A 23,319-nucleotide genomic window follows, 5' to 3' on the forward strand; every position below is an offset into this window, starting at 1 on the left:
AGTGCTCAGGTGCAACCGTAGCGCGAGAAAACTTCGCGTCATGACGCGCTACAAAACGGGTTTGTAACTCAAAGGAAACGACCATGAGACTAGTTGCCACCCTTACCGCCACCGCGATCCTTGCCTTTGTCGGCACAAGCGCAATGGCACAGACTGCAGCCCCCGCAACGACAGCGCCAGCGACCACAACCGCACCGGCAACCACGATGAAGCCGCCGGCCAATTCCATGGCCAAGAAGCCCGCTACTGCCCCGGCTGCCACAGCAACCACCACTCCGGCCAAGACAGCCATCTCCAAGGCTTGCTCGGCTCAGGCTGATGCCAAGGGCCTGCACGGCAAGGAACGCCACAAGTTCCGCGCCGAATGCAAGAAGAACGGCGGCAAGAGCTAACGCCTGATCTCTCTGCTGGCGGGAGCGGCAAATCCGCCTCCCGCCAATTTGTACCCGCCTGTCAGGCTTTCAGCCCGATATCGCTTGGGCGGTATCGTTTGCGTTCTGCTACAGTCGTTTGTGCCGCGGCAAACCAGAGCAGACGACGAGGAACTGAGTTCATGAGCAACCACCTGTTTGACGCCATCCGGCATGCCATTCCAGCCGGCAACACGGTGTTCATTGAAACAGGCGACGGCCGCACATTGACCTATGGCGACATGCTGCGCTGCTCCGGCCAGTTTGCGGGCGCCCTCAGCGACCTGGGCGTTGTGCCCGGCGACCGGGTGGCCGTTCAGGTGGAAAAAAGCGCCGAAGCCTTGATGCTCTATCTCGCCTGCATCCGCTGCGGTGCGGTCTATCTGCCGTTGAACACCGCCTACACCCTCGCTGAACTTGACTACTTCATCGGTGACGCCGAACCGCGTCTCGTCGTGGCAACGCCGCAGGCAGCCGATGGCATCAAGGCCGTGGCATCGAAGTATGGAGCATTGGTTGAGACGCTCGATGACCACGGCGGCGGCTCGCTCATGCATATCGCAAGCGGTCAACCGGCGGATTTTCCCGACAGTCCAAGAGCACCGGACGATCTCGCCGCCATCCTCTACACATCGGGCACGACAGGCCGTTCCAAAGGCGCGATGCTGACCCATGACAATCTCCTGTCGAATGCCCTGACATTGCGGGCCTACTGGCAGTTCACAGCCAAGGATCGCTTGATCCATGCCCTGCCGATCTTTCACACCCACGGGCTTTTCGTCGCCACCAACGTCATCCTGATGTCCGGCGCATCAATGTTCCTCTTGCCGAAGTTCGACCCGGCGGAAATCCTGTCGCTGATGCCGCGCGCCACCACCATGATGGGCGTTCCCACCTTTTATGTCAGGCTTTTGCAGAATGAGGGACTGACCCGCAATGCCGCCCAGGGAATGCGGCTGTTCATCTCCGGCTCGGCGCCTCTGCTTGCCGATACGCACCGGGCATTCCAGCAGCGCACCGGCCATGCCATTCTGGAACGTTACGGCATGACCGAAACCAATATGAACACCTCCAATCCCTATGACGGCGAGCGGATTGCCGGAACGGTCGGCTTCCCGCTTCCAGGCGTTGCCGTGCGCATCACCCATCCGGAAACCGGCGCGATGCTCCCGGCCGATGCAACCGGCATGATCGAGGTCAAGGGGCCGAATGTGTTCAAGGGGTACTGGCGCATGCCGGAGAAGACCAAGGCGGAGTTCCGCGATGACGGCTTCTTCATCACCGGCGATCTCGGCAAGATCGATGCGGGTGGCTATGTGCACATTGTCGGCCGCGGCAAGGATCTGGTGATATCGGGCGGCTACAACATCTATCCCAAGGAAGTGGAAACCGAAATCGATCAACTGCCGGGCGTCGTGGAAAGCGCGGTGATCGGCGTTGCCCATCCGGATTTCGGCGAAGGCGTGACCGCCGTCGTGGTCCGGCACCCCGGCGCCGACATCGATGAGAAAGCCATTTTCGACGCGCTGCAGGATCGCCTTGCCCGCTACAAGCAGCCCAAACGGATCATTTTCGTCGATGACCTGCCGCGCAACACCATGGGCAAGGTGCAGAAGAATGTGCTGCGCGAACAGTACGGCAATCTCTATGCAAGTGGTCCGATTCTGACATTTGCATCCCGTTGATACAGGCCGTTCAGGCAAATGTCAGAATCAAAGGACCACTAGCAGCGATAAGATTCTAGTGGAACTTTGAATTCGACATTCGCATGCTGCGCGTCATGTGAAATGGGATGCGAATGTCAAATTCGTTCCACTAGCCGGGCGAACGCTGAACGCCCGGTCCCGTTCGCCCTACCGGCTGACGATGGAGATTTTCCCGTCAGTGCCGACACTGGCGGCGATGGTGTCGTAGCTGGCGATTGTCGGGTGAGCGGTGGCAATCGCGTGCACCTGTGTCGCCGTTACGACGATGACCTCGGCACCGGCCGCCTCACCGGCTTGAATACCGGCTGGCGCGTCTTCAAAAACCAGACAGTCCGCAATATCCACGCCGAGTTTTTCGGCACCGAGCAGATAGCATTCCGGATTCGGCTTGCCGGCCGACACATCCTCGGCCGTCACCATGGTCCGGGGTACGGCAATGCCTGCAGCCTCCAGCCGCCGCTGTGCCAGTGCAAGGGGCGCTGAGGTCACGATCGCCCAGCTCTGCGGCGGCAGGGAATTCAGAAACGCCACCGCTCCGGCAATAGCGACGATGCCTTCGACATCGTCGATTTCCTCCCGCTCGATCTCCGCTGCCTCCGCTTCCGGGTCCACCCCCGGCAAAGCCAGCCGGCGGATCGTGTCGACACCGCGAACGCCGTGCATGGTTGGCAGGAACGTTTCCACATCAAGGCCCCGGCGGCGTGCCCAGTTGCCCCATATGCGCTCGGCGGAAGCCAGCGAATTGAGGATCGTGCCATCCATGTCGAAAAGCAGTGCCGCAAACGGCTTGCTGAAAACGGCGGAAGTGGTTGGAGACAATTTGAATTTCCTTTCATGGGCAAAACCACCGATACACAATTGCAGCACTTGCCCGCAACGCCCGCCGTGCTAATTTCCGGCGCAAATCCGAATCTGAGGGTGCTGTGCAGCCCCACAACCGGAGCGCAGAGCGACCAAGGGGGACATCCATGTTTTCGCATGTTTACGCCGGCACCAATGATTTCGCGCGCGCGGTGGCCTTCTACACCCCGATCATGGAGATATTGGGCAATCGGTTGCGCTTTTCCGACCCGCAGAAACCGTGGGCGGGCTGGCAGCCACGGAATGGCGGGCGCCCGCTCTTTCTCATCGGAACACCTTTTGACGGGGAACCCGCCCAATCCGGCAACGGCCAGATGATTGCGTTCCTGGCGCCGGACCGGGCAAGTGTCGACAGCATCCATGCCCTGGCTCTGGCCAGCGGCGGCCGTTGCGAGGGCCCGCCCGGCCTTCGGCCGCATTACCACGCGCATTATTACGGCGCCTATTTCCGCGATCCGGACGGCAACAAAATCTGTGTTTGCCACCACGATGCGCCAGCGCTGCCCGCATGAGCATCACGTTTCTGGCGCAGTTCTGGATCGGTGATCCTAACAATGGCCGGATCGCGATCATTTCTGATATCAATGAGATGATTCTGCAGGAATTCAAGAACAAGACGATCGATCTGGCCTGACAAAGAAGCGGCAGATCACGACAGTGGGTTGGGAGGCACGCATGTCACTGAACGAAACGGTAGATCCGTACCGTAAAATAAGCCTGCGCATCATTCCTTTCATGATGGTGCTCTATCTCGTCGCATTTCTCGACCGGGTGAATATCAGCTTTGCTGCCCTCACCATGAACGACGATGTCGGTCTGACGCCCTATGTCTATGGATGGGGTGCGGGCATCTTCTTTCTCGGCTATTTCCTGTTTGAAGTGCCCAGCAACGTCATTCTCGAAAAGGTCGGGGCGCGGCTGTGGATCGCCCGCATCATGATCACCTGGGGACTTGTCTCCGCCGCGATGGCCTTTGTACAGGGGCCATGGAGTTTCTTCATCCTGCGCTTTCTGCTCGGCCTTGCCGAGGCGGGCTTTCTTCCCGGCATGATCCTTTACCTCACCTACTGGTTTCCGGCGGCGCAGCGGGCGAAATTCATCGGCCTGTTCATGGCGGCGGTGCCGCTGGCCAGCGCCGTCGGCGCACCGCTTTCCAGCCTGATCATCGGGATCGAGCACGCCTGGGGGCTCAAAGGCTGGCAGTGGCTGTTCATCATCGAGGGCATCCCGTCATGCCTGCTCGGCCTTGCGGTGCTGCGCCTGCTGCCCAATGGCCCGGCGCAGGCGCCCTGGCTGACACTGACCGAACGCCGCATCGTCCAGGAGAGACTGGACAAGGATCACCTCGCCCATTCCGGCCGCGCCCAGCACAGGCTCTGGCCTGCCCTGGTCGACAGGCGGGTGCTGCTCCTCGGCCTTGTCTATTTTGGCATCGTGATCGGGCTCTACGGCATCGGCCTGTGGCTGCCGCAAATGATCAAGGCAATGGGTTTTACCAACACGCAGGTCGGCTTCATCACCGCGCTCCCCTATCTCGTCAGCGCCATCGCCATGCTGCTCTGGGGCAGGCACAGCGACAAAACCGGCGAGCGGGTCTGGCATGTCGCCATTGCCGCGGCGGTCAGCGCCATCGGCTTCATCGGCAGCGTCTATCTCCAGTCCAATCTGGTGGCCCTGCTCTGTCTCGGCATCGCCTCCGTCGGCATCTATGCGAGCCTCGGACCCTTCTGGGCCATGCCGCCGGTCTTCCTGCAGGGAACAGCGGCGGCCGGCGGCATCGCGCTGATCAATTCTGTCGGCAATCTCGGCGGTTTCGTCGGCCCCTATCTCGTCGGCTGGATCAAGCAGAGCACCGGCAGTTTCCAGATCGGTATGGGCGTGCTTGCCTGCTGCCTTGCGGCAGCAGCAGTCATGGTCCTGTTTCTCGGCCGGGAGCTGAAGTCGAGCCGGCACGATGCGATAAGCTGACCCTTATTCGAACAGGTCCGGGTGGTTTTTCTCCACCTCCGGCAGAGCCCGCAATATTTCGGTGAGGTGGTGGCGCATGGCCGCTTCCGCCGCTTCCGGATCAGCCGCATCGATAGCGGTGACGATCGCCTGATGCTGCTGGATGAGAAGCTGCATGGCTGCCGCATTCAGCAGGGTAAGCTGACAGGCCCGATCCATATGCGCCTTGAGGTTGCCGACGACCGACCACGCCATCGGACAGCCCGCGCCTTCCGCAAGCGCAATGTGGAACTGCTCGTCAAATCTCTGGAAAGCACTGTGGTCGGTGCGGGCGGCCGCACGGGCCTGCGCTTCAAGCGCCTCGTCGATCTTTTCCCGGCTTGCCGGATCAAACGCTTCACAGGCGCGGCGCACAACGGCGCTTTCGATCACCTCGCGCAGAAACCGTGCCTCGCGCATCTTGGCAATGGAAATCTTGACCACCATCGTGCCCCGCTGCGGCAGCACTTCGACAAACTGCTGTTTGCTGAGCGCGATCAGGGCTTCGCGCACGGGCTGGCGCGACACGCCGTAGCGCTCGGCAATCTCCTGCTCCGACAAGCGCACGCCGGGATATAACTCCAGCGAAACAATGGCCCTGAGCAGCTCTTTTTCGAGCCGGTGCGCCGTTGAGCCACCACGGCTGAGATCAATCGTCAAACCTGCTCCTCCAATCCGCTTGCATTGCATCGATTACCATATCATACTACCATACTAGTATATGCCGTGCCAGCCGCGGTCAAGCGACGGCCTGTTTGTGAACCAGAATCCGGTGCCGGATAAAGATGGCACCCATGCTGTTTCGCACAGGAATCCGCCTGAACCAAGCAAAGCCTGCATAGAGCCTGCAACACGGCAGGCGGATTGAGGAGTCCGCCATCGTGTCCGAAGCCGTCCTGAGGAAGAACGGCAGCATGGGGTGACGCCGATCATGTCTGGCGTCGGGAACAATCAAGGCCACGGGGAGTGGCCGATGTGGAGGAGAGACTATGAATGATTTTCGCCTGACACGCCGTGCATTCGGCTTTGGCCTTGCCGGTGCCGGAACATTTGCCATTCTTGGCCGCGCGACACGCGCCGAAGCCGCCCCGGTGAGCCTGCGCATGTCGTCGTCCCTGCCCGCCGATCCGAACTCGGCGCACTGGCTGTGGTATGACCGTTTCCAGAGCAGCCTGAAGAACAAGATTGGCGATGCCGTCGAGATCAAATATTTCCCCGACAATCAGCTTGGCAAGGAAGCCGACATTGTCGGCCAGGTGAAGCTCGGCATTGTCGACATGATGATCTCCGGCTCCTCCATCTGGGGCACGCTTGCGCCGGAAATCGGTGTTCTCGATCTTGGCTATCTCTTCAATTCGATGGACGCGGCCGGACCAGTGCTCGATGGCAGCGCGGGCAAGGTGCTGAACGGCATTTTTGCCGACAAGATTGGTGTCGAGGTGGTCAGCTGGGCCTATAGTCTTGGCGGGCGCAATGTGACGGCGCGCCAGCCCGCCAACACGCCCGAACTGCTGAAGGGACAGAAGATTCGCGTCCTGCCGGTCGCCAATTTCGTCGCGACGCTGAAGGCGATGGGGGCTTCACCCACGCCAATGTCACTGGGCGAAGTCTACACCGCCCTGCAGACGGGCGTCATTGACGGACTGGAGCACGATGCGCCGACCGTCCTGGCGCTGAAGTGCTACGAGGTGGCCAAGCACATTTCCCTCACGCAGCATATCTGCAATCCGCAGACCATCGTCATCGGCAGGCGCGCCCTGTCCAAAATACCGGCGGAACACCTGCCCGCCTTCCGCGAGGCCGCGGCGGAAGCCTCCGCCTTCCAGCGCAGCAAGGCAAACGAGATTGAAGCCAGCGCGCTGGCAAAACTGCGCGGCAATGGCGTGACGACGCACGAGGTCGACCGTGCCGCCTTCAAGCAACTTGTCATGCCGCTCTGGGACGAGTTCGCCAAGACCTACCCAAGCACCAAGCCCGTGCTTGAATCCATCACCAAGGCCTGAGGTCGCCCATGTCAGTCGAGGCCGCCTTGCCCACCGCCCATGCACCAGCTGTCAGGGGGGCGCCGTTTGTCGGCGCTCTCCTGCGCATCGTCGAAATTCTTGCTGCCATCGCCCTGGCCGCCGATCTCGCGCTGGTCATCATCGCCGTCCTCTGGCGCTTTGTCTTCAACGACACCATTCTGTGGGCCGATGAAGTCGCACGCATGCTGCTTATCACCCTCGCCTTCCTGGGTGGCGCTGCAGCGGTCGCCAAGGGCAATCATGTCGGTATCCGTATCCTGCGGGACAAGCTGGCACCGCAGCATGCGTCCCGCGTGGAAGCGGCCGGCTTGTGGATCGAACTCGGCGTGACGCTCGCCGTGGCGGTTTTCGCCATTGAATATTGCGAGTCTGCCTCCACGCAGGTCACCTCCACCGGCCTGCCGCAAAACCTCTTCATGTATCCGCTCATTGTCGGCGGCTTCTGCATGGCCATTTTCACCGCGGCACGGCTGCTGGCCTATCCCAGGGCGGATATCGCAATGGGCCTGGCCGGGCTTCTTGTTCTGGCAGGTGTGGTGACACTCTGGACAACGCTTCTGCCTGATCATGCGCCCAGCCCGCTCGTTCTCATGCTCGGCGGGTTTGCCATTTGCCTGTCCAGCGGTATTCCCATCGCCTTTTCGCTGTGTGTCGGCGCCCTGCTCTACATTCTGGGCGATGGCTTCATTCCATTCGCGGTGTTTGCCCAGCAGGCATCCAGCGGCATCGACAATTTCGTGCTGCTTGCCGTACCGTTCTTTGTCCTGACCGGCCTTGCCATGGAAGTGAACGGCATGTCGGTGCGGCTGATCGAGTTGCTGCGCCGGGGTGTCGGCGAGCGCAAGGGCGGGCTCAACATCGTCACCATTCTCAGCATGGTGTTGTTTTCAGGCATTTCGGGCTCGAAGCTGGCGGATGTGACCGCCGTCGGTACGGTCATGATCCCGGCCATGCGCCGGTCGGGCCATGATCCGTCGGAAGGCGTGGCCCTCCTGGCGGCCAGCGCTGTCATGGCCGAAACCATTCCGCCCTGCATCAACCTGATCATTCTCGGCTATGTGGCCAACCTGTCCATCGGCGGCCTGTTTGCCGCAGGCATTTATCCGGCGATCCTGATGGCCGGTGCCCTGATCCTTGGCGTCATCATCTTCTCCAAAAAAGCGCCACCCGCCCCGGTGGAAACATCGGGCCGCAGCCTCAACAATCTGCTGTGGAGCGGTGCAGTCAGCCTTGGTGTCATCGTGATCATTTTCGGCGGCTACCGCTCCGGCTTTGCAACGGCGACTGAAATCGGCGCCTTCGCCGTGGCCTATGCGCTGCTGGTCGGGCGCCTCGTGTTCCGGGAACTGACATGGCGCAGCACGGTGCACCTGTTCATCCGCTCCGCGACACTTGCCGGTATGATCCTGTTCGTGGTGGCTGCGTCCCAGACCGTTGCCTTCTCGCTGACCATCGACCAGGTGCCGCACATGCTGGCGGAAGCCATGATCAACCTCAGCCACGGCGCAGGCTCCTGGGCGTTCATCGTCGCCTCCATCCTGATCCTCATCGTCATGGGGGCGGCACTGGAAGGCGCTCCGGCCCTGATCATCTTCGGCCCGCTGCTCATTCCGGTGGCGCAGAGCTTTGGCATCCATCCCCTGCACTATGGCATTGTGCTCATCGTCGCGATGGGGCTCGGCCTGTTCGCGCCGCCATTGGGGCTCGGGCTCTACACGAGTTGTGCGGTGGGCGGCGTGTCCTTGGAAGCGACGGTCAAGCCAATCGCCAAATATCTGGCGATCCTGTTCATATGCCTCCTGCTGATCGCATTCATCCCGGACATCACATTGTCGCTGCCGCGCCATATGGGCTTTGTGCATTAGCCGGGACCACCGGATGCCAGCGTTCGAGCGCCTGCCCGGACCCGCTCCAGATCGTCCTCGATGTACTTGAATGTCTCATCCCTGGAAATTTGCAGATGCAGCCGCATCAGGGCCGCAGCCACCTGCCTCTCGCCGCGCAGCAGGGCTGCGATGATGTTGCGGTGCTCACCGAGGGAGTCACGGATGCGGTCGAGCCGGACAAATCCGATATATTCGTTGACCCGCCGGATATTGTTCTGGCGCTCGATGGCGTCAACCAGATGCGCAGACTTGGCGCCGAGCGCGATCAGCCGGTGAAATTTGGCATCCAGATCGAAAAGCCGGCGCTGATCAACCTTTTCGATATTGGCGATTGTATTGGCATGGTCGCGGTCAATCGCCTGAAAGGCCTCGACATCAACAAAGTAGGGATCGGCCAGAATGGTGGCCGGTTCAAGAATCTGGCGGAACTTGTATCCGCTCTCCAGGGCGGTGGCACTGACGTCGGCAAAAATCCATCCGTGACCGACAGAAGGCTCGACCAGCTGGTCGCGCATCAGGCGGCGCAGGGTCGACATAAGAATGCCGTGCGGGACCGCATATTTCTGCATCAGCGCCCGCTCGCTGATCACGCTGCCGAGCTGGCCGAGCGCCATGTCGCGCATCACCCTCTCATCCAGCAGCTCATTCTTCTCGGCATCCGTATCAAACACGTCGGCGCTTGCATCCGCGAGGCGAAACCCGCGATGCTGCTCGTAGCTGACGACACCTTCATTCTGCAGCTGCCAGAGCACCTTGCGCACGGGCGTGCGCGAAATCCCCAGGGCATCGGCAATTTCCGCCTCGTTCACCCGGTCGCCGACATGCAGGTCCTCACCGAACCGTCGTTGCAATTGATCGCGAATCCGTGTCTGAAGTGGTGTGTGCTTGGTCAAGTTCCAATACCCCTTGTAATATTAATTGTACTTTTCCCCAACAAAGAACTTTTATCAATCCTTATGCGGTCATTTCCAAAATAAAAACGCACTTTTCTGCTTCAAATCATCACATTTGTTCAATTGCGGACCGCAATGGGGATATCTCCAGGCTGGCGCTACGGCAATCATCCATCCGGATCATGGCGTTGGCCCATGTGCCAGCCTGTATGCCCTGACGGGTTGCCGCTCGAAGAATCCTGTAGCGCTTCCATGTTAGCCGGAATAGGAATTGGCAAAGGAAGGAATCAACCATGGCTCTACGCTTATTCGGATCACTCACCGCAATTGCCATGCTGGCTTTGACAGCCGGCACGGCGCCCGCCTGGAGCAGCGACAGCGTCCAGACGATCGCCTTTATCAGGCATGGTGAAAAGCCGGAAAAAGGCCTGGGCCAGCTCAACTGCCAGGGGCTGAATCGCGCCCTCGCCCTTCCCCCCGTGATTGCCAGGACACTGGGCAAGCCCGATTATATTTTCGCACCGAACCCCTCCGATCAGAAGGAAGACGGCGGCGAGAACTATGACTACATCCGCCCTCTGGCCACGATCGAGCCGACGGCCATCTCGTTCGGCCTGCCGGTCAACGCAAGCATCGGCGTGTCCGAGCGCAAGGACCTTACCAAGGCCCTGAGCAAGCAAAAATTGCGCAATGCCCGCATTCTGGTCGCCTGGGAACACAAGAAAATCGACAATATCGTCAGCGACCTTCTCGAAGCCAACAATGGCGACGCCGGAGCCGTGCCGAAATGGCAGAAAGATGATTTTGACAGCATCTATGTCGTCACGATCACCCGAAACGGCGAAACGTCAAAATCGACGTTCGAAATCAAGCATCAGGGCTTGAACGGACAGCCGCAGACCTGCCCGCACTGACGGCACAGCCGTCGAATTCACGCCATCGCATCAGCCCATCAACGGTCGTTGCAATGGGCTGCATGCCTCAGCGCAATTTCCAGTTGTTCTCCGCGCCTATTACCAATAGTTTGGTGACGGGCTGATTGGGTTGTGACGGCATGTTTTGCGTGCCGTTTCGGGGGTAAAAATGATTTTTTGCGATTCAGCGGGACCGGTCTACTCGCCGCAAGACCTGGCAATCATGCGAAAGGCTTATGCTGAAGCTTTCCGCATGCTGGATCTTGGCCCGCGCTCAAAGGTCTATGCGCAGGAAATCTCTCTCATCATCCTGCAGATCTATACATCAGGTGTATCGGATGTGACGCGGCTTGCCGCACTTTCGCTTGACCGTGCGGTCCGCAGGAATTTTGAACTGCGCCTGACGCTCGATGCTGCAAGAGCCCATCAGCTGCGCCGCGAACAGGCCGAGGCGGCGGCACGCAAGGCTGCCCTGCCGAAGCCGGGGCCCAGCGCGCCGTACCGGCCCGGCTACACACGCGGCTGAAGCCAAAATCCGGTCGCTTGGCGTGCCTCTTGTTTTGACGTGGCAGCGCCTTGGGTATAAACCTGCACGGGCAACTTTCCTCGTCCCTGCAGTCTAAAATGCTCCGAAAATTCAACATTCGCCGCCTCGGTGTCCTTTCCATTCTTCTGGCACCCAGCCGGCTCCGGGCCTTTGCGCGCGGCAGCGAGCTCGGGCTTGTTCTGGCCGCTGCGCTGATCGGTCTGGTTGCGGGCGTCGTGGTCACGGGCATGAGCCTGATCACCCAGGAAATGCATCAGCTCATTTTCAAGATCGAAGAAGGCGAACGCCTGAGTTCCATGAGCGCGCTGGATCAGATGATCGTTTTTTCCGCTCCGCTCGCCGGAGGCGTTCTGCTCGGAATTCTGGTGCTGATCCTGGCCCGCTGGCGCAAGCGTCCCATGGTCGATCCCATCGAAGCCAACGCCTTGCATGGCGGCCGCCTTTCCCTCAACGACAGCATCATTGTCGCGGTGCAGAATGTCATTTCCAATGGTTTTGGCGCATCCGTGGGATTGGAAGCCGGCTATACCCAGCTGGCATCGGGCCTGGCCTCGAAACTTGGCCTGTCCCTGCAGCTGCGCCGGGCTGAACTGCGCATTCTCGTTGGATGCGGCGCAGCGGGCGCCATTTCGGCGGCCTTCAACGCGCCGTTGACCGGATCGTTCTACGCCTTCGAGCTGATCATCGGCTCCTACACCATCACCAGCCTCGCGCCGGTTGTCGTGTCCGCCCTTGTCTCCACCATTGTCGCGCGCGCCCTTGTCGGCAGCGATTTCATGATTGACGTCGGCAGTTTCGGCACTGTCGTTCCCGCCGATTATGTGCCGGCCCTGCTGCTCGGCATCCTCTGTGCCGGTGCAGGCATCCTGCTGATGAAGGGCGTCTCCTTTGTCGAGGAACTCGCCCGCAAGAGCTCGGTTCCATCATCGATCCGTCCGGCGATCGGCGGCGCTGTGGTGGGTGCGCTCGCACTGGTTTCGCCGCAGGTGCTGTCCGGCGGCCACGGCGCCCTGCATCTCAATCTCGATCATACCGCAACCATCGCCTCGCTGCTCGGCATCCTCCTGCTCAAATCGACGGCCTCGGCAGTGTCCATCGGTTCTGGCTTTCGCGGCGGTCTGTTTTTCGCGTCGCTGTTCATGGGGGCATTGCTCGGCAAGATATTCGCCTATTCCGCGCCCTTCATTTTCGCCCATGCCACGCTGACACCGGTGATCTACGCCGTGGTCGGCATGAGTTCCCTCGCGGTCGCCGTCATCGGCGGACCATTGACCATGACCTTCCTGGCTCTGGAAATCACCGGGGATTTTCCGATCACCGCGCTGGTTCTGGCCGCCGTCATCACCGCATCGCTGACCGTGCGCAACACCTTTGGCTATTCCTTCGCCACGTGGCGCTTTCATCTGCGCGGGGAAAGCATCCGCAGCGCACACGATGTCGGCTGGATCCGCAATCTCACCGTCGACCGTCTGATGCGCCGGGACGTGCGCACCGCATCGACGCATATGACCATCGCCGATTTCCGCCACGATTTTCCCCTCGGCTCCACCCAGCGCGTCGTGGTTCTCGACGATGCGGGCAAATATGCCGGTATTGTTCTCGTACCCGAAGCCCATTCGGAAATTGTCGATGAATCGGCCAGTACCCAGGAGATCGGCAGCCTGATGAAATACCAGAGCGATTATCTGCATCCGCAGATGAATGCCAAGCAGGCGGTCGGCATCTTCGACAAGACGGAAAGCGAAGCGCTGGCCGTCATCGACAACCTCATCGAACGCAACGTCGTCGGGCTTCTTACGGAAAGCCATACGCTGCGCCGCTACAGCGAAGAACTCGACCAGCGGCGGCGGGAGATTTCGGGTGAACTGTGAGGCCGGAAACGCGCTGAAACCACCACCGGCACGCCCGGGCCCGATACCTGCGGCAAACTTCATAAAACTGTCATCTGGCAGAAACGGAATATTCAAGGATAGGCGGAAATTATCCGGCGGCAATTTGCATCCATGCCGGAGTACCTCATGTCCTTCCAACCTGCCGAAATGCTGGTCCTGCGCCGTTTTGGTGACGATCAGCTCGTGACCCTCGCCAAGCTGGCCATCGAAACCGCTTTCCAGCCCATCGTCGAGGCGGCAACGGGAGCGACCTTCGGCTATGAATCGCTCATGCGCGGGTTTGACCGGCTGGGTTTCGGCTCGCCGCCCGAACTGCTCGACAAGGCGCATGATGTCGGCCAGCTGGCCGAACTGGAACAGATGATCAATGGCCGGGCCTTTGCCGGGTTTTCCGGCCTGCCCGGCTTCACTCACCGCATGCTGTTCATCAACATCGATGCACGGCTGATCAGCCTGGGCACCAATTTCATCGAACGTCTGACCCAGCAGCTGATCAAGGCCGGCATCCGCCCCTCCTCCATCTGTTTCGAACTGTCCGAGCGCTTCGACAACACCAAGGATGCGGCGTTCACCGCGCTGATCAACAAGCTGCGCCATGGCGGCTTCAAGCTTGCCATCGATGATTTCGGCGTCGGGTTCAACGGGCTGAAACTGCTTTGCGACTATCCGACCGACTATGTGAAGATCGACCGCCACTTCATCTCTGGCCTCGATGCCAGCCCGCGCAAACGCCACATCGTCAAGCAGATTGTCCAGATGGGGCATATGCTGGGTGCACGCGTCATCGCTGAAGGCGTGGAGACCGAAGCGGAATATATTGTCTGCCGCGATCTCGGCTGCGATCTCGTTCAGGGATATTACATCGCGCGCCCCACCACCAATGTCGGGGAGCTGCAGGATATCTATCCCCATCTGGAACAGGCCGGTAGCGGGCGCCGCCAAACCACGACGCTCGACAGCATTCTCATCCGGGCGCAGGTGCAGCGCCTTCCCGCCGTGCGCGAGAACGACGATCTCGACAATGTCTTCGAGCTGTTCCGCAAAAACCCGCAGCAGAGCTTTTTTCCGGTGCTCAGCGCCAATGACGAGCCACGCGGCGTTTTGCACGAATACCACGTCAAGGCGATGATCTATCATCCCTTCGGCCGCGATCTCCTGAAGAACCGCATTTATCAGCGCGGCATCTCGCACTTCGTCACCGGCACCCCCATCGCCGATCTCGATACGCCCGCCGAGCAGATGCTCAAGATTTTCGCCGGGATCGACGGCAGCGACTGCGTGATCCTTACCGAAAACCTGCGCTATGCCGGTGTGCTCTCCGCCTCGTCCCTGCTGAAAATCATCAACGAAAAGCAGCTGAAGACGGCACAGGACCAGAACCCGCTGACCGGCCTGCCGGGCAACCGGTCCATCCGCGACTACGTGCAGGACATCATGCGGGACAGTTCGGTGACCCGCTTCTTCTGCTATTGCGACTTCGACAATTTCAAGCCGTTCAACGACCATTACGGCTTCCAGAAGGGCGATCTGGCCATCGGCCTGTTTGCCTCACTGCTCCGCCATCATTTTGTCGGGGAAGACAAGTTCCTCGGCCATGTCGGCGGCGACGACTTCTTCATCGGCATGAGCGGCGGCAGCCGGGCGGAAATCGAGGAGCGGCTGACCGCGCTCTTGAGCGATTTCCAGACCAATGTGCTCGATCTCTATACGCCGGAAGACCGCGCCGCCGGCGCCATCCGCGCCCACGACCGGTCGGGCGGCGAGCGCCACTTCCCGCTCATGCGTTGCAGCATTGCCGTGCTGGAGATCGCCGAAGGCCTCATGCATGCCGATGTCAATCGGGTCAGCGCATCCATCGCGGCGATCAAGGCATCCGCCAAGGCCAATCCGTCGGGACTGGTGTTCAGCAGCCTTACCGAGGTTTAGCCGGCGTTCTGGAAATTGCGGACATTCGACAGGATTTCCTTCGACAGCGCCGCGATCAGTTCGCCGTCGGCGCCCTTGCGCGGAACCAGCACGAATTCCACGTCCTCGAGTGTGGGCAACCGGCCCGCGGGAAGCTCCTGCAAGCCTGCCGGAACCATGCTGCGCGGTTGCACCAGAACGCCCATGCCGGCTCTCGCTGCCGCAATCAGCCCGCTGAGGCTGCCGCAGGTGCAGACGATGCGCCACGGAATCTGGTGCTTTTCCAGGGTTTCCAGCGCAACGCGGCGGGTGATGCTCGGCGGCGGAAAGGCGATCAGCGGCAGCGCCTTCTGCTTTCCGCCAAGACGCGCCGGATCGCGCGCCAGCCAGACCAGCGGTTCGCGATAGACCAGCTCGCCACGCGGATCGCCAAGGCGGCGCTTGGCCAGCACCAGGTCGATCTCGCCCCGGTCCAGCATCTCGTAGAGGACACCGCTCAAGGATACCGTGAGTTCCAGGTCGACGGACGGGTGCGCCCGGCCGAAATCCTCCAGCACGTCAGGCAGACGGCTGGTGACAAAATCCTCCGAAACGCCAAGGCGCAGATGGCCGCGCAAGCTGTTCTCGGCGAAAAGCGCCTGCACTTCGCCATTGATCGTCAGCATGGTCCGCGCATGGGCAAGCAGCGCCTCGCCATCCGGCGTCAGGGCAAGACGGTGCGTATCGCGCTGCACCAGACTGCGGCCAAGCTGCGTCTCCAACCTTTGGATGTGCTGGCTGACCGTGGACTGCCCCAGCCCCAGCTTTTTCGCCGCCAGGGAAAAGCTGCCCATCTGCTCCAGGGCGACGAAACTGCGCAATTGCATGAGGTCAAGCATTTGAAATCCTGAATCATGATAAGTGTTATTCCTTGCATCCTATATCATGATAGTGGATGCTGCCGCAAATCTATCGTACCGGAATAACAGCCATGTCCCGTTTCCTGCCTGACAATTTCACCCTGATGCTTGTTGCGACCGTCGTGCTGGCATCGTTTTTCCCTGTCAGCGGCGTCGCCGCCGATTATTTCGGTCTGGCGACGAAAGTGGCCATCGGGCTTCTGTTCTTCCTGCATGGCGCGCGCCTGTCGCGGGATGTGGTCATTGCCGGGTTTCTGCACTGGAAGCTGCATCTGACGATTCTCGCGGCCACCTTCGTGCTGTTCCCGATTTTCGGCCTGGCTGCCGGTGTGCTTGTTCCGACAATCCTGCCGCCTGCCTTCTATACGGGCATCCTGTTTCTGTGCGTGCTGCCTTCGACGGTTCAGTCCTCCATCGCCTTTACATCGATTGCCGGTGGCAATGTACCGGCCGCCATCTGCTCGGCATCCGCCTCGAATATTTTCGGCATGTTCCTGACGCCGCTTCTGGCCGGCGTATTGTTTTCCGCCAGCGGTCACGCCGGGTTCTCGCTGGATGCGCTGCAATCCATTCTGCTGCAATTGCTGGCGCCCTTCATCCTCGGACAGGTGCTGCAGCCATGGATCGGCGATTTCATCCGCAGCAAGAAGAAAATCCTGATGCCAGTGGATCGCGGCTCCATTCTGATGGTGGTCTATCTCGCCTTCAGCGAGTCGGTGAATGAAGGCCTGTGGAAGACCATGTCGCTGCGCGATCTCGGTGTGGTCATTGCCGTCAACATCGTGCTTCTGGCGCTTGTGCTGCTCACGACCATGTATGGCAGCCGCTGGCTGGGTTTCTCCAAGGAGGACGAGATCGCCATCACCTTCTGCGGTTCGAAGAAGAGCCTTGCCAGCGGCGTGCCCATCGCCACGGTGATCTTCGCCGGACAGAACATCGGCAGCATCGTGCTGCCGCTGATGCTCTTTCACCAGATCCAGCTGATGGCCTGTGCCGTCATTGCCCAGCGCTATGCGGATGCCCGCAAGAAGCAGGCATCCGCGGTCCAATCCGCCGGGGATAAAAAGGCTGCAACCAGCGCTGCCGGTTAGGCGGCGCGGGTTTCCAGGCTCGGATCGGCAAACACCTGACCGAGCCAGACGCCGCGAAGCGTGCGCGCACTGACCACGAGCCAGACCATGGCAAGGGCGATCACCAGCACTTCCGCAAACAGGCCAATGCCGGCAACCGGTAAAATATGGCTCAGACGCAGGGTTGCCACGGCATAAACGCCCAGCGGGAATGTATAGCCCCACCAGCCCATGTTGAATGGAATGCCGTCACGGAAATACCGGATGGTGATCATCACGGCCATGACCAGCCACCACAGGCCGTAGCCCCAGAGGATCACGCCGGCAAGCAGGCTCGCGCCGGAGACAGCACTGGCGACAGCGCCCAATCCATGGGTGGCGAGGACATCGGGTGCATTGGTGCTAAGCACGAACATGCCGAGCGCGCCGGTCCCGATCGGTCCGAGGGCAAGCCAGCTCGATGCGGCCATGTTCGGCGCTGGCAGCTTGTGCAGCGCCATGCGCAGGAACAGCACAACGAGAATGCACATCGCCAGCGGCACGGACAGGGCCCAGAGCACATAGCTGGCAAGAAGGACGGAGAGCTGCGTGGAAGCATCGGCAATGTGCGGCAGGAGCAGGCCGCCACTGACCGCCGCCACTTCGCTGGCAACCACCGGCAGAAGCCAGACGGACGTCATCTGCTCCATCGCGTGGGATTGCCGGGTGAACATCATGAACGGTATGGCAAGCCCGATTCCCACGGAAAGGATCACGTCAAGCCACCAGAGCGCATAGGCAATGGCAACGGCACTTTCACCCAGCCGGGCAATACCGAAGACCAGGAAACCGTTGACGATGGTCGCAAGCCCCATGGGAATGCAGCCGAAGAACATCGACATGACGGGATGATCGAACACCCGCGCTGCCTCTTGGCGATAGCGGAGCCAACGGGTGACATAGGCCAGGCTGCAGGCAGTGAAGAGCAGCATGTTGCCCAGCCACAGCGCCTCACCCAAGGCAAAGATCGCCGGCTGGTCGGGGAATTGCCCCAAGGCAATGGAAAGAATGCCCGTCCCCATCGTCGTTGCAAACCAGTTGGGCGTGAACTGGCGGACAATACCCAGTCTTTTGGGCGCAATCGAACGGGGAACGGAGCGTGTGGATGTATCGAGCGTGGTCATGATGAATCTCTGCGTCATTGGCAGAACATCCTTAGCAAGCGCTAACTCATCAATTCCAACGCATTAAACTTGTCAAACCAATCGATAAAATCGAATGATCGCTTATGCCCGCTCTTCCGCAAGGGAAACAAAGGCATCCGCCGCCTTGCTGCGATAGCGCTCGCGGTGATGCAGGAGATAGAACGGCCGCGGCATGGTCGGATAGGCAATTTCCCGCAACAGCTTGGCGCGAAGCTTGGATGAGGCAACGCTGCGCGATATCAGCGTCGCCCCCGCACCGGCCTCGACCGCTCCGATCACTGCCTCGTTGCCCGGCAGCACCATGGCGACATCAAGCATGGTCACGTCCATGTTCACTGCGCCAAGCAACTGTTCAAAAGCCGAGCGGGTGCCGGAGCCCTTTTCGCGCAGAACCCAGGCGACATCGCGGAAATCCCTTGCGTCGACAGTGCGGTGCGCAGCCCAGGGCTGACCGGCAGCAACCACGATCACCATGTCATCCGTCGCCACGACCCTGGTCGACAGCAGCGCATGCTCGACCCTGCCCTCCACCAGCCCCAGTTCCGCCTCGCCAGCTTCCACAGCCGCCGCAACCTGCCGGGTGTTGCCGATGCGGATATCGAGCGTAATGCCGGGATAACGTTTCCTGTAGGCGGCCAGCATGTCCGGCAGCCAGTATCCGGCAATCGTCTGGCTTGCCATGATCGAGAGCTCACCGCGCATCAGACCGGCCAGGTCGGTCAATGCGGTTTCCGCCGCCTTGGCCCGCGCAACGACCGCGACAGCTTCCTTCAGAAACACACGCCCGGTCTGGTTGAGAACGATGGAACGCCCGATCCGGTCGAACAGGGTGACGCCATGCCTGGTCTCAAGCGCGGTGATGGCTGCACTCACCGCCGACTGCGTCATGTTGAGAGCCGCCGCCGCATGGGTGATGTGCTCGCGCTCGGCAACCGCGATGAAGATGCGCAACTGGTCCAGCGTCATAAACAGTCTCTCAGCAAGGATTCGGCAACAGCTTTGCCAGATTACACATATTGCCAAGCCGCGCGGGGCCTAAATTTCCGGACGGCAGACGAAACAAAGGGGCCGCACACCGTGCGGCCCCTTTGTTTCGTCCAGCCCGGCCGCCTATTACTGCGCCTGCGGCTGTGCCTGCACGCGGGACGCAATGGCTTCCATCAGCTTGGCAGCCAGGGTGTCATATTTTTCATCGTAATGATGGTCGCCCTGCAGCTGTATCTTTTGCACCGTGCTGAGCGACGGGTCATTGCAGGCGGTGTCATCTTCCTGCGTGCCATAGACGCACAGCACCTTTGCCGGCGGCAGTTTGGCAACGGCGGGTGCCACCTCGTTGTCGCCGCCGAGACCGAGCCACGCGCCGACCGAAACCTGGAACGGCGTGGTTTCCTCCGTGCCGATCAGACCGACCATGGCGATGCGCTGCTGCAGATGCTCGGGAATGAACGGCCAGGCGAAAGGTACCGTGTTGGCCCCGAAGGAATAGCCGAGAAGGACCACGGGCAGCTTGCCTGTCGGATCGGCTTTCTTGATGATGCGGCCGATATCCTTGGCGATGTCTTCCGGCTTGCGCACCGACCAGTAATAGCGCAGGGAATCGACGCCGACGACGTGCACACCCTCCTTGGCGATGATATCGCCGACGGATTTGTCGATATCGCGCCAGCCGCCATCGCCCGAGAAGAACACGGCCAGATATTTCGCCGGGCCGTTGCTGCTCGGAATATCGACGATCGGCAGGGTGTCGGCGGAGGCATCTTCCTTGGCAATTTCCACCGCCGCATCGGCGGCCATCTGCATGCGCTCAGGCTTGCCTGCGGCCAGCTTCTCCTGAGCCTTGAAATAGCCGGGGGTCGGCGGGCCGGACGGTGCCGGATCGGCCTTTTCCCGTACGATGACCGCCGGATTGGGCAGGTCAGCATCATAGGAATAGCTGTAGCCCTGTCCGGCCACGGGCTCGAAATCCGCCCCTTCACAGGATGGCAGCTTGGTGTTGAGCGCAACGGTCGGATCGAGCGCGACAGCCCCCGCAAGGGTTGCCGCCGGTGAATTGGCGACCGAGGCGTAGGACATCACGCCGCCTTCACCAATGCCGATCATCACAGGATGCATATAGGTATCAAGAGAAATCATGCGCTGAGCTTCCTTCGCAAGGCCCTCAAGATCGGAGACGAAATAGGTGCATTCGCCCGTATCCTGATTGAGTTGCTGACGCCATCTTTCCAGATCGACCGTCAGGACGAGGAAACCGCGATCAAGCAGCAGCTTGGACAGCGCCTCGTCATCGGCACGGATACCGCCGGTCTGCGACACGAGGATGGCAATACCGGTTGGTTTCATGCTCGGCTGCAGCAGCGGGACTTCGCTCAGGCGTTCGGACGTGACCAGAATGCGTCCGGATGTCCAGAAAGCAAGCCTTGGCACATAGCGATAGGTGACGGAAAGAATGATGCTGATGATCACAAGCGCAGCAACAAGATACAGATAAGGCCTGCGTAGAAATTTCATCGTTTAAAGACCTCGAAGGGGCTGCCGCTCACCAAATTGGTTGCATCGATCAGGGAACGTGGTGTGGCAAGGCCTGGGGGGCAAATCAGATAATAGGGTGTCCATTTCGGACCGAACTTATCCTTGAACGCGCGCAATCCGTCAAATCGATAAAATTCAGCACCGCGCCGGTAGATGAACGAACCGATGCGGTTCCAGCGGGACGCAAGATGGCTGTCGGAAAGGCCGGACAAGGGAGCCGCACCAAGATTGAACCACTCATAGCCCTCTGCCTTCGCCGCCATCAGCAGATTGGCAAACAGGCCATCCATGATGACGCTCGACGCATCCGGCCGGTGCCGCATCAGGTCAACCGCAATTTCCTTCTGCCCCGCGCCGCGCCAGACATTGGCAAAGGCGACGATCGCGCCATCCTTGCGCAGGACCGCAATGTCGAAATGTGAGAGATACGCCACTTCGAACGAGCCGAGCGAGAAACGCTTTTCGGAACCTGATTTCATTTCCAGCCAGGCATCGGACACCTCGCGCAATTCGTCCATGACCGCCGGTGTCTGCTCCTTGGGCAGGATTTCAAAGGAAATGCCTTCCTTTTCCAGCCGTCTCGCCGCATAGCGAAGCGGCTGGCGTTTTGAACCCTCCAGCGAAAAATCGCGCAGTTCGACGCGCGCAACTTCGCCCAGCTTGAGTGCCGTCAGGCCCATGTCGAGGAACAATGGCAGGCGTTCCGGTCCAACGCCATAGAAGACGGTGCGGGCGCCGGTGCGGTCCGCCATGTCGCGAAATGCCCAGGCAAGCCCCCCGACGACCCCGTCATCCCCGCCGACCGGTTCGCCCATCGACACCAGGCTGCCACCGGAGCGGGCGAACATCACAAAGCCACGCCCCTTGCCGTCCATCAAAAACCGTTTGTCGCCCAGAAGCGCCAGCGCATCGGAGGCGCGCGGCGACTGCGCCACCAGATCCGGCACATCTTCCGGAATGGGTTGGGCACGCAATTTACCGCGCCCGACACCATTGATCACGGTGTTGATGGTGATCGCCGCCAGCAGGGTCAGCAGCAGCACGCTGCCGCGCAGGAAGCGGGATGCCTGCGCATCCCAGGCAAATTCCCACCAGAGCTGGTTGGCATATTCCACATGGCGATAGGCAAAGAAGCCGAGCCACAGCACGGCGAATGCCGTGGTGCCGATACTGGCGAGCCAGCCCCAGGTCAGCTTGAAGCTTTCCCCCATCGGCTTGCGGTAAAAGGAATCGCCGAACAGCAGGAGGACGCCTGCCATCAGGGTCAGGGCCAGTGCTTCTTCCCAGTCGAGCCCCTTTGCCAGGGAGAAGACCGCTCCAAGGCTGAAGAGAACAACGGCCATCACCCAGGCGCGCCAGAGCCGCCGCGCCAGTCCCCGCGCCACGATGAGCAGTGCCAGACCGACGAAGCTCGCACCGAGATGCGACATTTCCAGGAACGGCATCGGCACGAAATCGGAGAGCACCTCCAGGCGGCGGGTGAAGTCCGGCGTGACCGAGGAAATCAGCAGGACAATACCGCCGAGAAAGGCGATACCGGCGGAAAGCGGCGGTATCAGCGTTTCGAACACCCGCACGGCCAGCATGGTCGGCCCGGCAATAAGGTGACGGCGGCGCAGTATTTCCGAGATGACGAAGCCGATGATGGCGACAAGGAACGGAATGAGGGTATAGATCGCCCGGTACGCCAGCAACGCAGCAATCGCGTCGGGATTAGTGCCAATCCCCAGACCGGCAATCATCGTGGCTTCAAACGCACCGATACCACCCGGCGCATGGCTGATGATGCCGAGGGCCACGGCGACCACATAGATCAGCGCAAAGGCGGCGATACTGGGCACCGCCCCGTGGGGCATCAGGACATAGAGGGTTGCCGCCGCTGCGGCTACGTCGATCAATCCCGCAATGATCTGCAGCATGGCGCCCTGCGACGACGGCAGGCGCACGGAAACACGGCCGATACGCAGCGTGCGCTCGCGGCGTGACAGCCAATAAAGCAGGACCGCGACCGCGAGAAGAACGGACGCACCGATCATCTGGTCGATCGCCGGACCGAACGACACAATCCAGGGAATGCGCGTGGGGTCGATCACCAGCGCAACGGCAATCATGATGGTGAAGGCAAACCAGATCGCCAGCCATGACGTGCCGATGATCCGGCCGATATCGGCCACATTGATGCCTTCGGCGGCATAGACCCGGTAACGCAGCGCGCCGCCGGTCAGCAGCGAGAATCCGAGCGCGTTGGAAATGGCATATCCGGCGCCGCCGGCCATGGCGGAGATATAATAGGGCACACGTTTGGGCGCGATGGTTTCCACCGCCACCACATCATAGAGCGCAACCGCGGCAAAACTGACAAAGGTAAAGAACAGCGCCAGCAGCAATGTGCTGTTCGGTATCGCATGGATCGAATGCTTGACGGCCTTGAACGAAATCTCGCTCGACAAATGCGTCAGGACCAGCAGGCTGAGGACAGCCACGCCGACGCCGAAGAAGGCGAACATCGCCGATTTCGTCCGTTTTCCCCACGGCAATTTGAGCTGCGAGCGCGCGTTAATTCTCTGCAGCGCTTTCTCGTTGCTATGAACCGGAGACGTGGCGGGGTCAGAA

20 protein-coding genes are annotated in these 23,319 nt (G+C 60.6%); 12 read left to right on the plus strand and 8 right to left on the minus strand.

What is annotated here, in order from left to right; translation table 11 throughout:
• The first annotated feature begins 83 nt into the window (after nucleotides 1-83).
• Both ACZ5FP_RS14260 and ACZ5FP_RS14265 read left to right on the plus strand, forming a co-directional pair.
• Nucleotides 84-392 carry a PsiF family protein gene (locus tag ACZ5FP_RS14260; RefSeq protein WP_223613014.1) on the plus strand — a complete coding sequence of 103 codons (309 nt, stop codon included), beginning with the start codon at nucleotides 84-86 and terminating at the stop codon, nucleotides 390-392.
• A 161-nt stretch (nucleotides 393-553) separates the two neighbouring features.
• Entirely contained in the window at nucleotides 554-2,095 is a 1,542-nt protein-coding gene (locus ACZ5FP_RS14265; protein WP_464660894.1) for a malonate--CoA ligase, read from the plus strand.
• A 168-nt stretch (nucleotides 2,096-2,263) separates the two neighbouring features.
• Here the strand turns inward: ACZ5FP_RS14265 and ACZ5FP_RS14270 are convergent, their stop codons facing one another.
• Nucleotides 2,264-2,935: an HAD family hydrolase gene (locus tag ACZ5FP_RS14270; protein ID WP_464660896.1), complete on the minus strand. Its 672-nt coding sequence runs from the start codon at nucleotides 2,933-2,935 to the stop codon at nucleotides 2,264-2,266.
• 149 nt (nucleotides 2,936-3,084) lie between these two features.
• Here ACZ5FP_RS14270 and ACZ5FP_RS14275 point away from each other — a divergent pair, with 149 nt between their 5' ends.
• Genes ACZ5FP_RS14275 through ACZ5FP_RS14285 form a run of 3 tightly spaced genes read left to right on the plus strand, consistent with a single transcriptional unit; the run spans nucleotide 3,085 to nucleotide 4,945 of the window.
• Complete coding sequence (locus ACZ5FP_RS14275) at nucleotides 3,085-3,489, plus strand: VOC family protein (RefSeq protein WP_464660898.1); 405 nt, start codon at nucleotides 3,085-3,087, stop codon at nucleotides 3,487-3,489.
• On the plus strand, nucleotides 3,486-3,611 hold the full coding sequence (locus tag ACZ5FP_RS14280; protein ID WP_464660901.1) for a hypothetical protein: 126 nt from the start codon (nucleotides 3,486-3,488) through the stop codon (nucleotides 3,609-3,611). Before ACZ5FP_RS14275 ends, ACZ5FP_RS14280 begins: the two co-directional genes overlap by 4 nt.
• 41 nt (nucleotides 3,612-3,652) lie before the next feature.
• Nucleotides 3,653-4,945 carry an MFS transporter gene (locus ACZ5FP_RS14285; RefSeq protein WP_464660903.1) on the plus strand — a complete coding sequence of 431 codons (1,293 nt, stop codon included), beginning with the start codon at nucleotides 3,653-3,655 and terminating at the stop codon, nucleotides 4,943-4,945.
• A 3-nt stretch (nucleotides 4,946-4,948) separates the two neighbouring features.
• Here the strand turns inward: ACZ5FP_RS14285 and ACZ5FP_RS14290 are convergent, their stop codons facing one another.
• Nucleotides 4,949-5,623: a GntR family transcriptional regulator gene (locus tag ACZ5FP_RS14290; protein WP_223613010.1), complete on the minus strand. Its 675-nt coding sequence runs from the start codon at nucleotides 5,621-5,623 to the stop codon at nucleotides 4,949-4,951.
• 329 nt (nucleotides 5,624-5,952) lie between these two features.
• On the opposite strand from ACZ5FP_RS14290, the gene ACZ5FP_RS14295 reads away from it, so the two are divergent.
• Together ACZ5FP_RS14295 and ACZ5FP_RS14300 are read left to right on the plus strand one after the other, a co-directional pair.
• Nucleotides 5,953-6,966, plus strand: a complete 1,014-nt coding sequence (locus ACZ5FP_RS14295) for a TRAP transporter substrate-binding protein (RefSeq protein ID WP_464660905.1) — start codon at nucleotides 5,953-5,955, stop codon at nucleotides 6,964-6,966.
• A gap of 8 nt (nucleotides 6,967-6,974) precedes the next feature.
• Entirely contained in the window at nucleotides 6,975-8,852 is a 1,878-nt protein-coding gene (locus ACZ5FP_RS14300; protein WP_464660907.1) for a TRAP transporter large permease, read from the plus strand.
• On the opposite strand, the gene ACZ5FP_RS14305 is transcribed toward ACZ5FP_RS14300, so the two are convergent.
• The gene (locus tag ACZ5FP_RS14305) at nucleotides 8,849-9,766 is read right to left on the minus strand and encodes a GntR family transcriptional regulator (RefSeq protein WP_464660909.1); all 918 of its coding nucleotides are present in this window, start codon (nucleotides 9,764-9,766) and stop codon (nucleotides 8,849-8,851) included. The genes ACZ5FP_RS14300 and ACZ5FP_RS14305 overlap by 4 nt on opposite strands.
• 293 nt (nucleotides 9,767-10,059) lie before the next feature.
• Here ACZ5FP_RS14305 and ACZ5FP_RS14310 point away from each other — a divergent pair, with 293 nt between their 5' ends.
• The 4 genes from ACZ5FP_RS14310 (at nucleotide 10,060) to ACZ5FP_RS14325 (ending at nucleotide 15,045) form a co-directional block, all read left to right on the plus strand.
• Nucleotides 10,060-10,680 (plus strand): hypothetical protein, encoded by a 621-nt coding sequence (locus ACZ5FP_RS14310; protein ID WP_346307819.1) that lies wholly within the window; start codon nucleotides 10,060-10,062, stop codon nucleotides 10,678-10,680.
• A 223-nt stretch (nucleotides 10,681-10,903) separates the two neighbouring features.
• A complete protein-coding gene (locus ACZ5FP_RS14315; RefSeq protein ID WP_464660911.1) occupies nucleotides 10,904-11,206 on the plus strand; it encodes a hypothetical protein in 303 nt (100 codons plus the stop codon).
• A gap of 98 nt (nucleotides 11,207-11,304) precedes the next feature.
• The gene (locus ACZ5FP_RS14320; RefSeq protein ID WP_464660913.1) at nucleotides 11,305-13,098 is read left to right on the plus strand and encodes a chloride channel protein; all 1,794 of its coding nucleotides are present in this window, start codon (nucleotides 11,305-11,307) and stop codon (nucleotides 13,096-13,098) included.
• Between the two features lie 147 nt (nucleotides 13,099-13,245).
• Nucleotides 13,246-15,045, plus strand: a complete 1,800-nt coding sequence (locus ACZ5FP_RS14325) for a GGDEF domain-containing protein (protein ID WP_464660915.1) — start codon at nucleotides 13,246-13,248, stop codon at nucleotides 15,043-15,045.
• Here the strand turns inward: ACZ5FP_RS14325 and ACZ5FP_RS14330 are convergent.
• Nucleotides 15,042-15,902 (minus strand): LysR family transcriptional regulator, encoded by an 861-nt coding sequence (locus ACZ5FP_RS14330; RefSeq protein WP_464660917.1) that lies wholly within the window; start codon nucleotides 15,900-15,902, stop codon nucleotides 15,042-15,044. The two genes, ACZ5FP_RS14325 and ACZ5FP_RS14330, sit on opposite strands and share 4 nt — an antisense overlap.
• Nucleotides 15,903-15,994: 92 nt before the next feature.
• Here ACZ5FP_RS14330 and ACZ5FP_RS14335 point away from each other — a divergent pair, with 92 nt between their 5' ends.
• Entirely contained in the window at nucleotides 15,995-17,014 is a 1,020-nt protein-coding gene (locus ACZ5FP_RS14335) for a bile acid:sodium symporter family protein (RefSeq protein ID WP_464660918.1), read from the plus strand.
• Here the strand turns inward: ACZ5FP_RS14335 and ACZ5FP_RS14340 are convergent.
• From ACZ5FP_RS14340 to mprF, 4 genes are all read right to left on the minus strand, one after another.
• On the minus strand, nucleotides 17,011-18,174 hold the full coding sequence (locus ACZ5FP_RS14340; RefSeq protein ID WP_464660919.1) for a TDT family transporter: 1,164 nt from the start codon (nucleotides 18,172-18,174) through the stop codon (nucleotides 17,011-17,013). The two genes, ACZ5FP_RS14335 and ACZ5FP_RS14340, sit on opposite strands and share 4 nt — an antisense overlap.
• 84 nt (nucleotides 18,175-18,258) lie before the next feature.
• Entirely contained in the window at nucleotides 18,259-19,143 is an 885-nt protein-coding gene (locus tag ACZ5FP_RS14345) for a LysR family transcriptional regulator (RefSeq protein ID WP_464660921.1), read from the minus strand.
• 147 nt (nucleotides 19,144-19,290) lie between these two features.
• A complete protein-coding gene (locus tag ACZ5FP_RS14350; protein WP_464660923.1) occupies nucleotides 19,291-20,685 on the minus strand; it encodes a virulence factor family protein in 1,395 nt (464 codons plus the stop codon).
• Nucleotides 20,682-23,213 (minus strand): bifunctional lysylphosphatidylglycerol flippase/synthetase MprF, encoded by a 2,532-nt coding sequence (mprF, locus tag ACZ5FP_RS14355; RefSeq protein ID WP_464660924.1) that lies wholly within the window; start codon nucleotides 23,211-23,213, stop codon nucleotides 20,682-20,684. The genes ACZ5FP_RS14350 and mprF overlap by 4 nt, the downstream gene beginning before the upstream one ends.
• Between the last annotated feature and the right edge of the window lie 106 nt (nucleotides 23,214-23,319).

This window comes from Phyllobacterium sp. T2-21, from assembly GCF_055378485.1.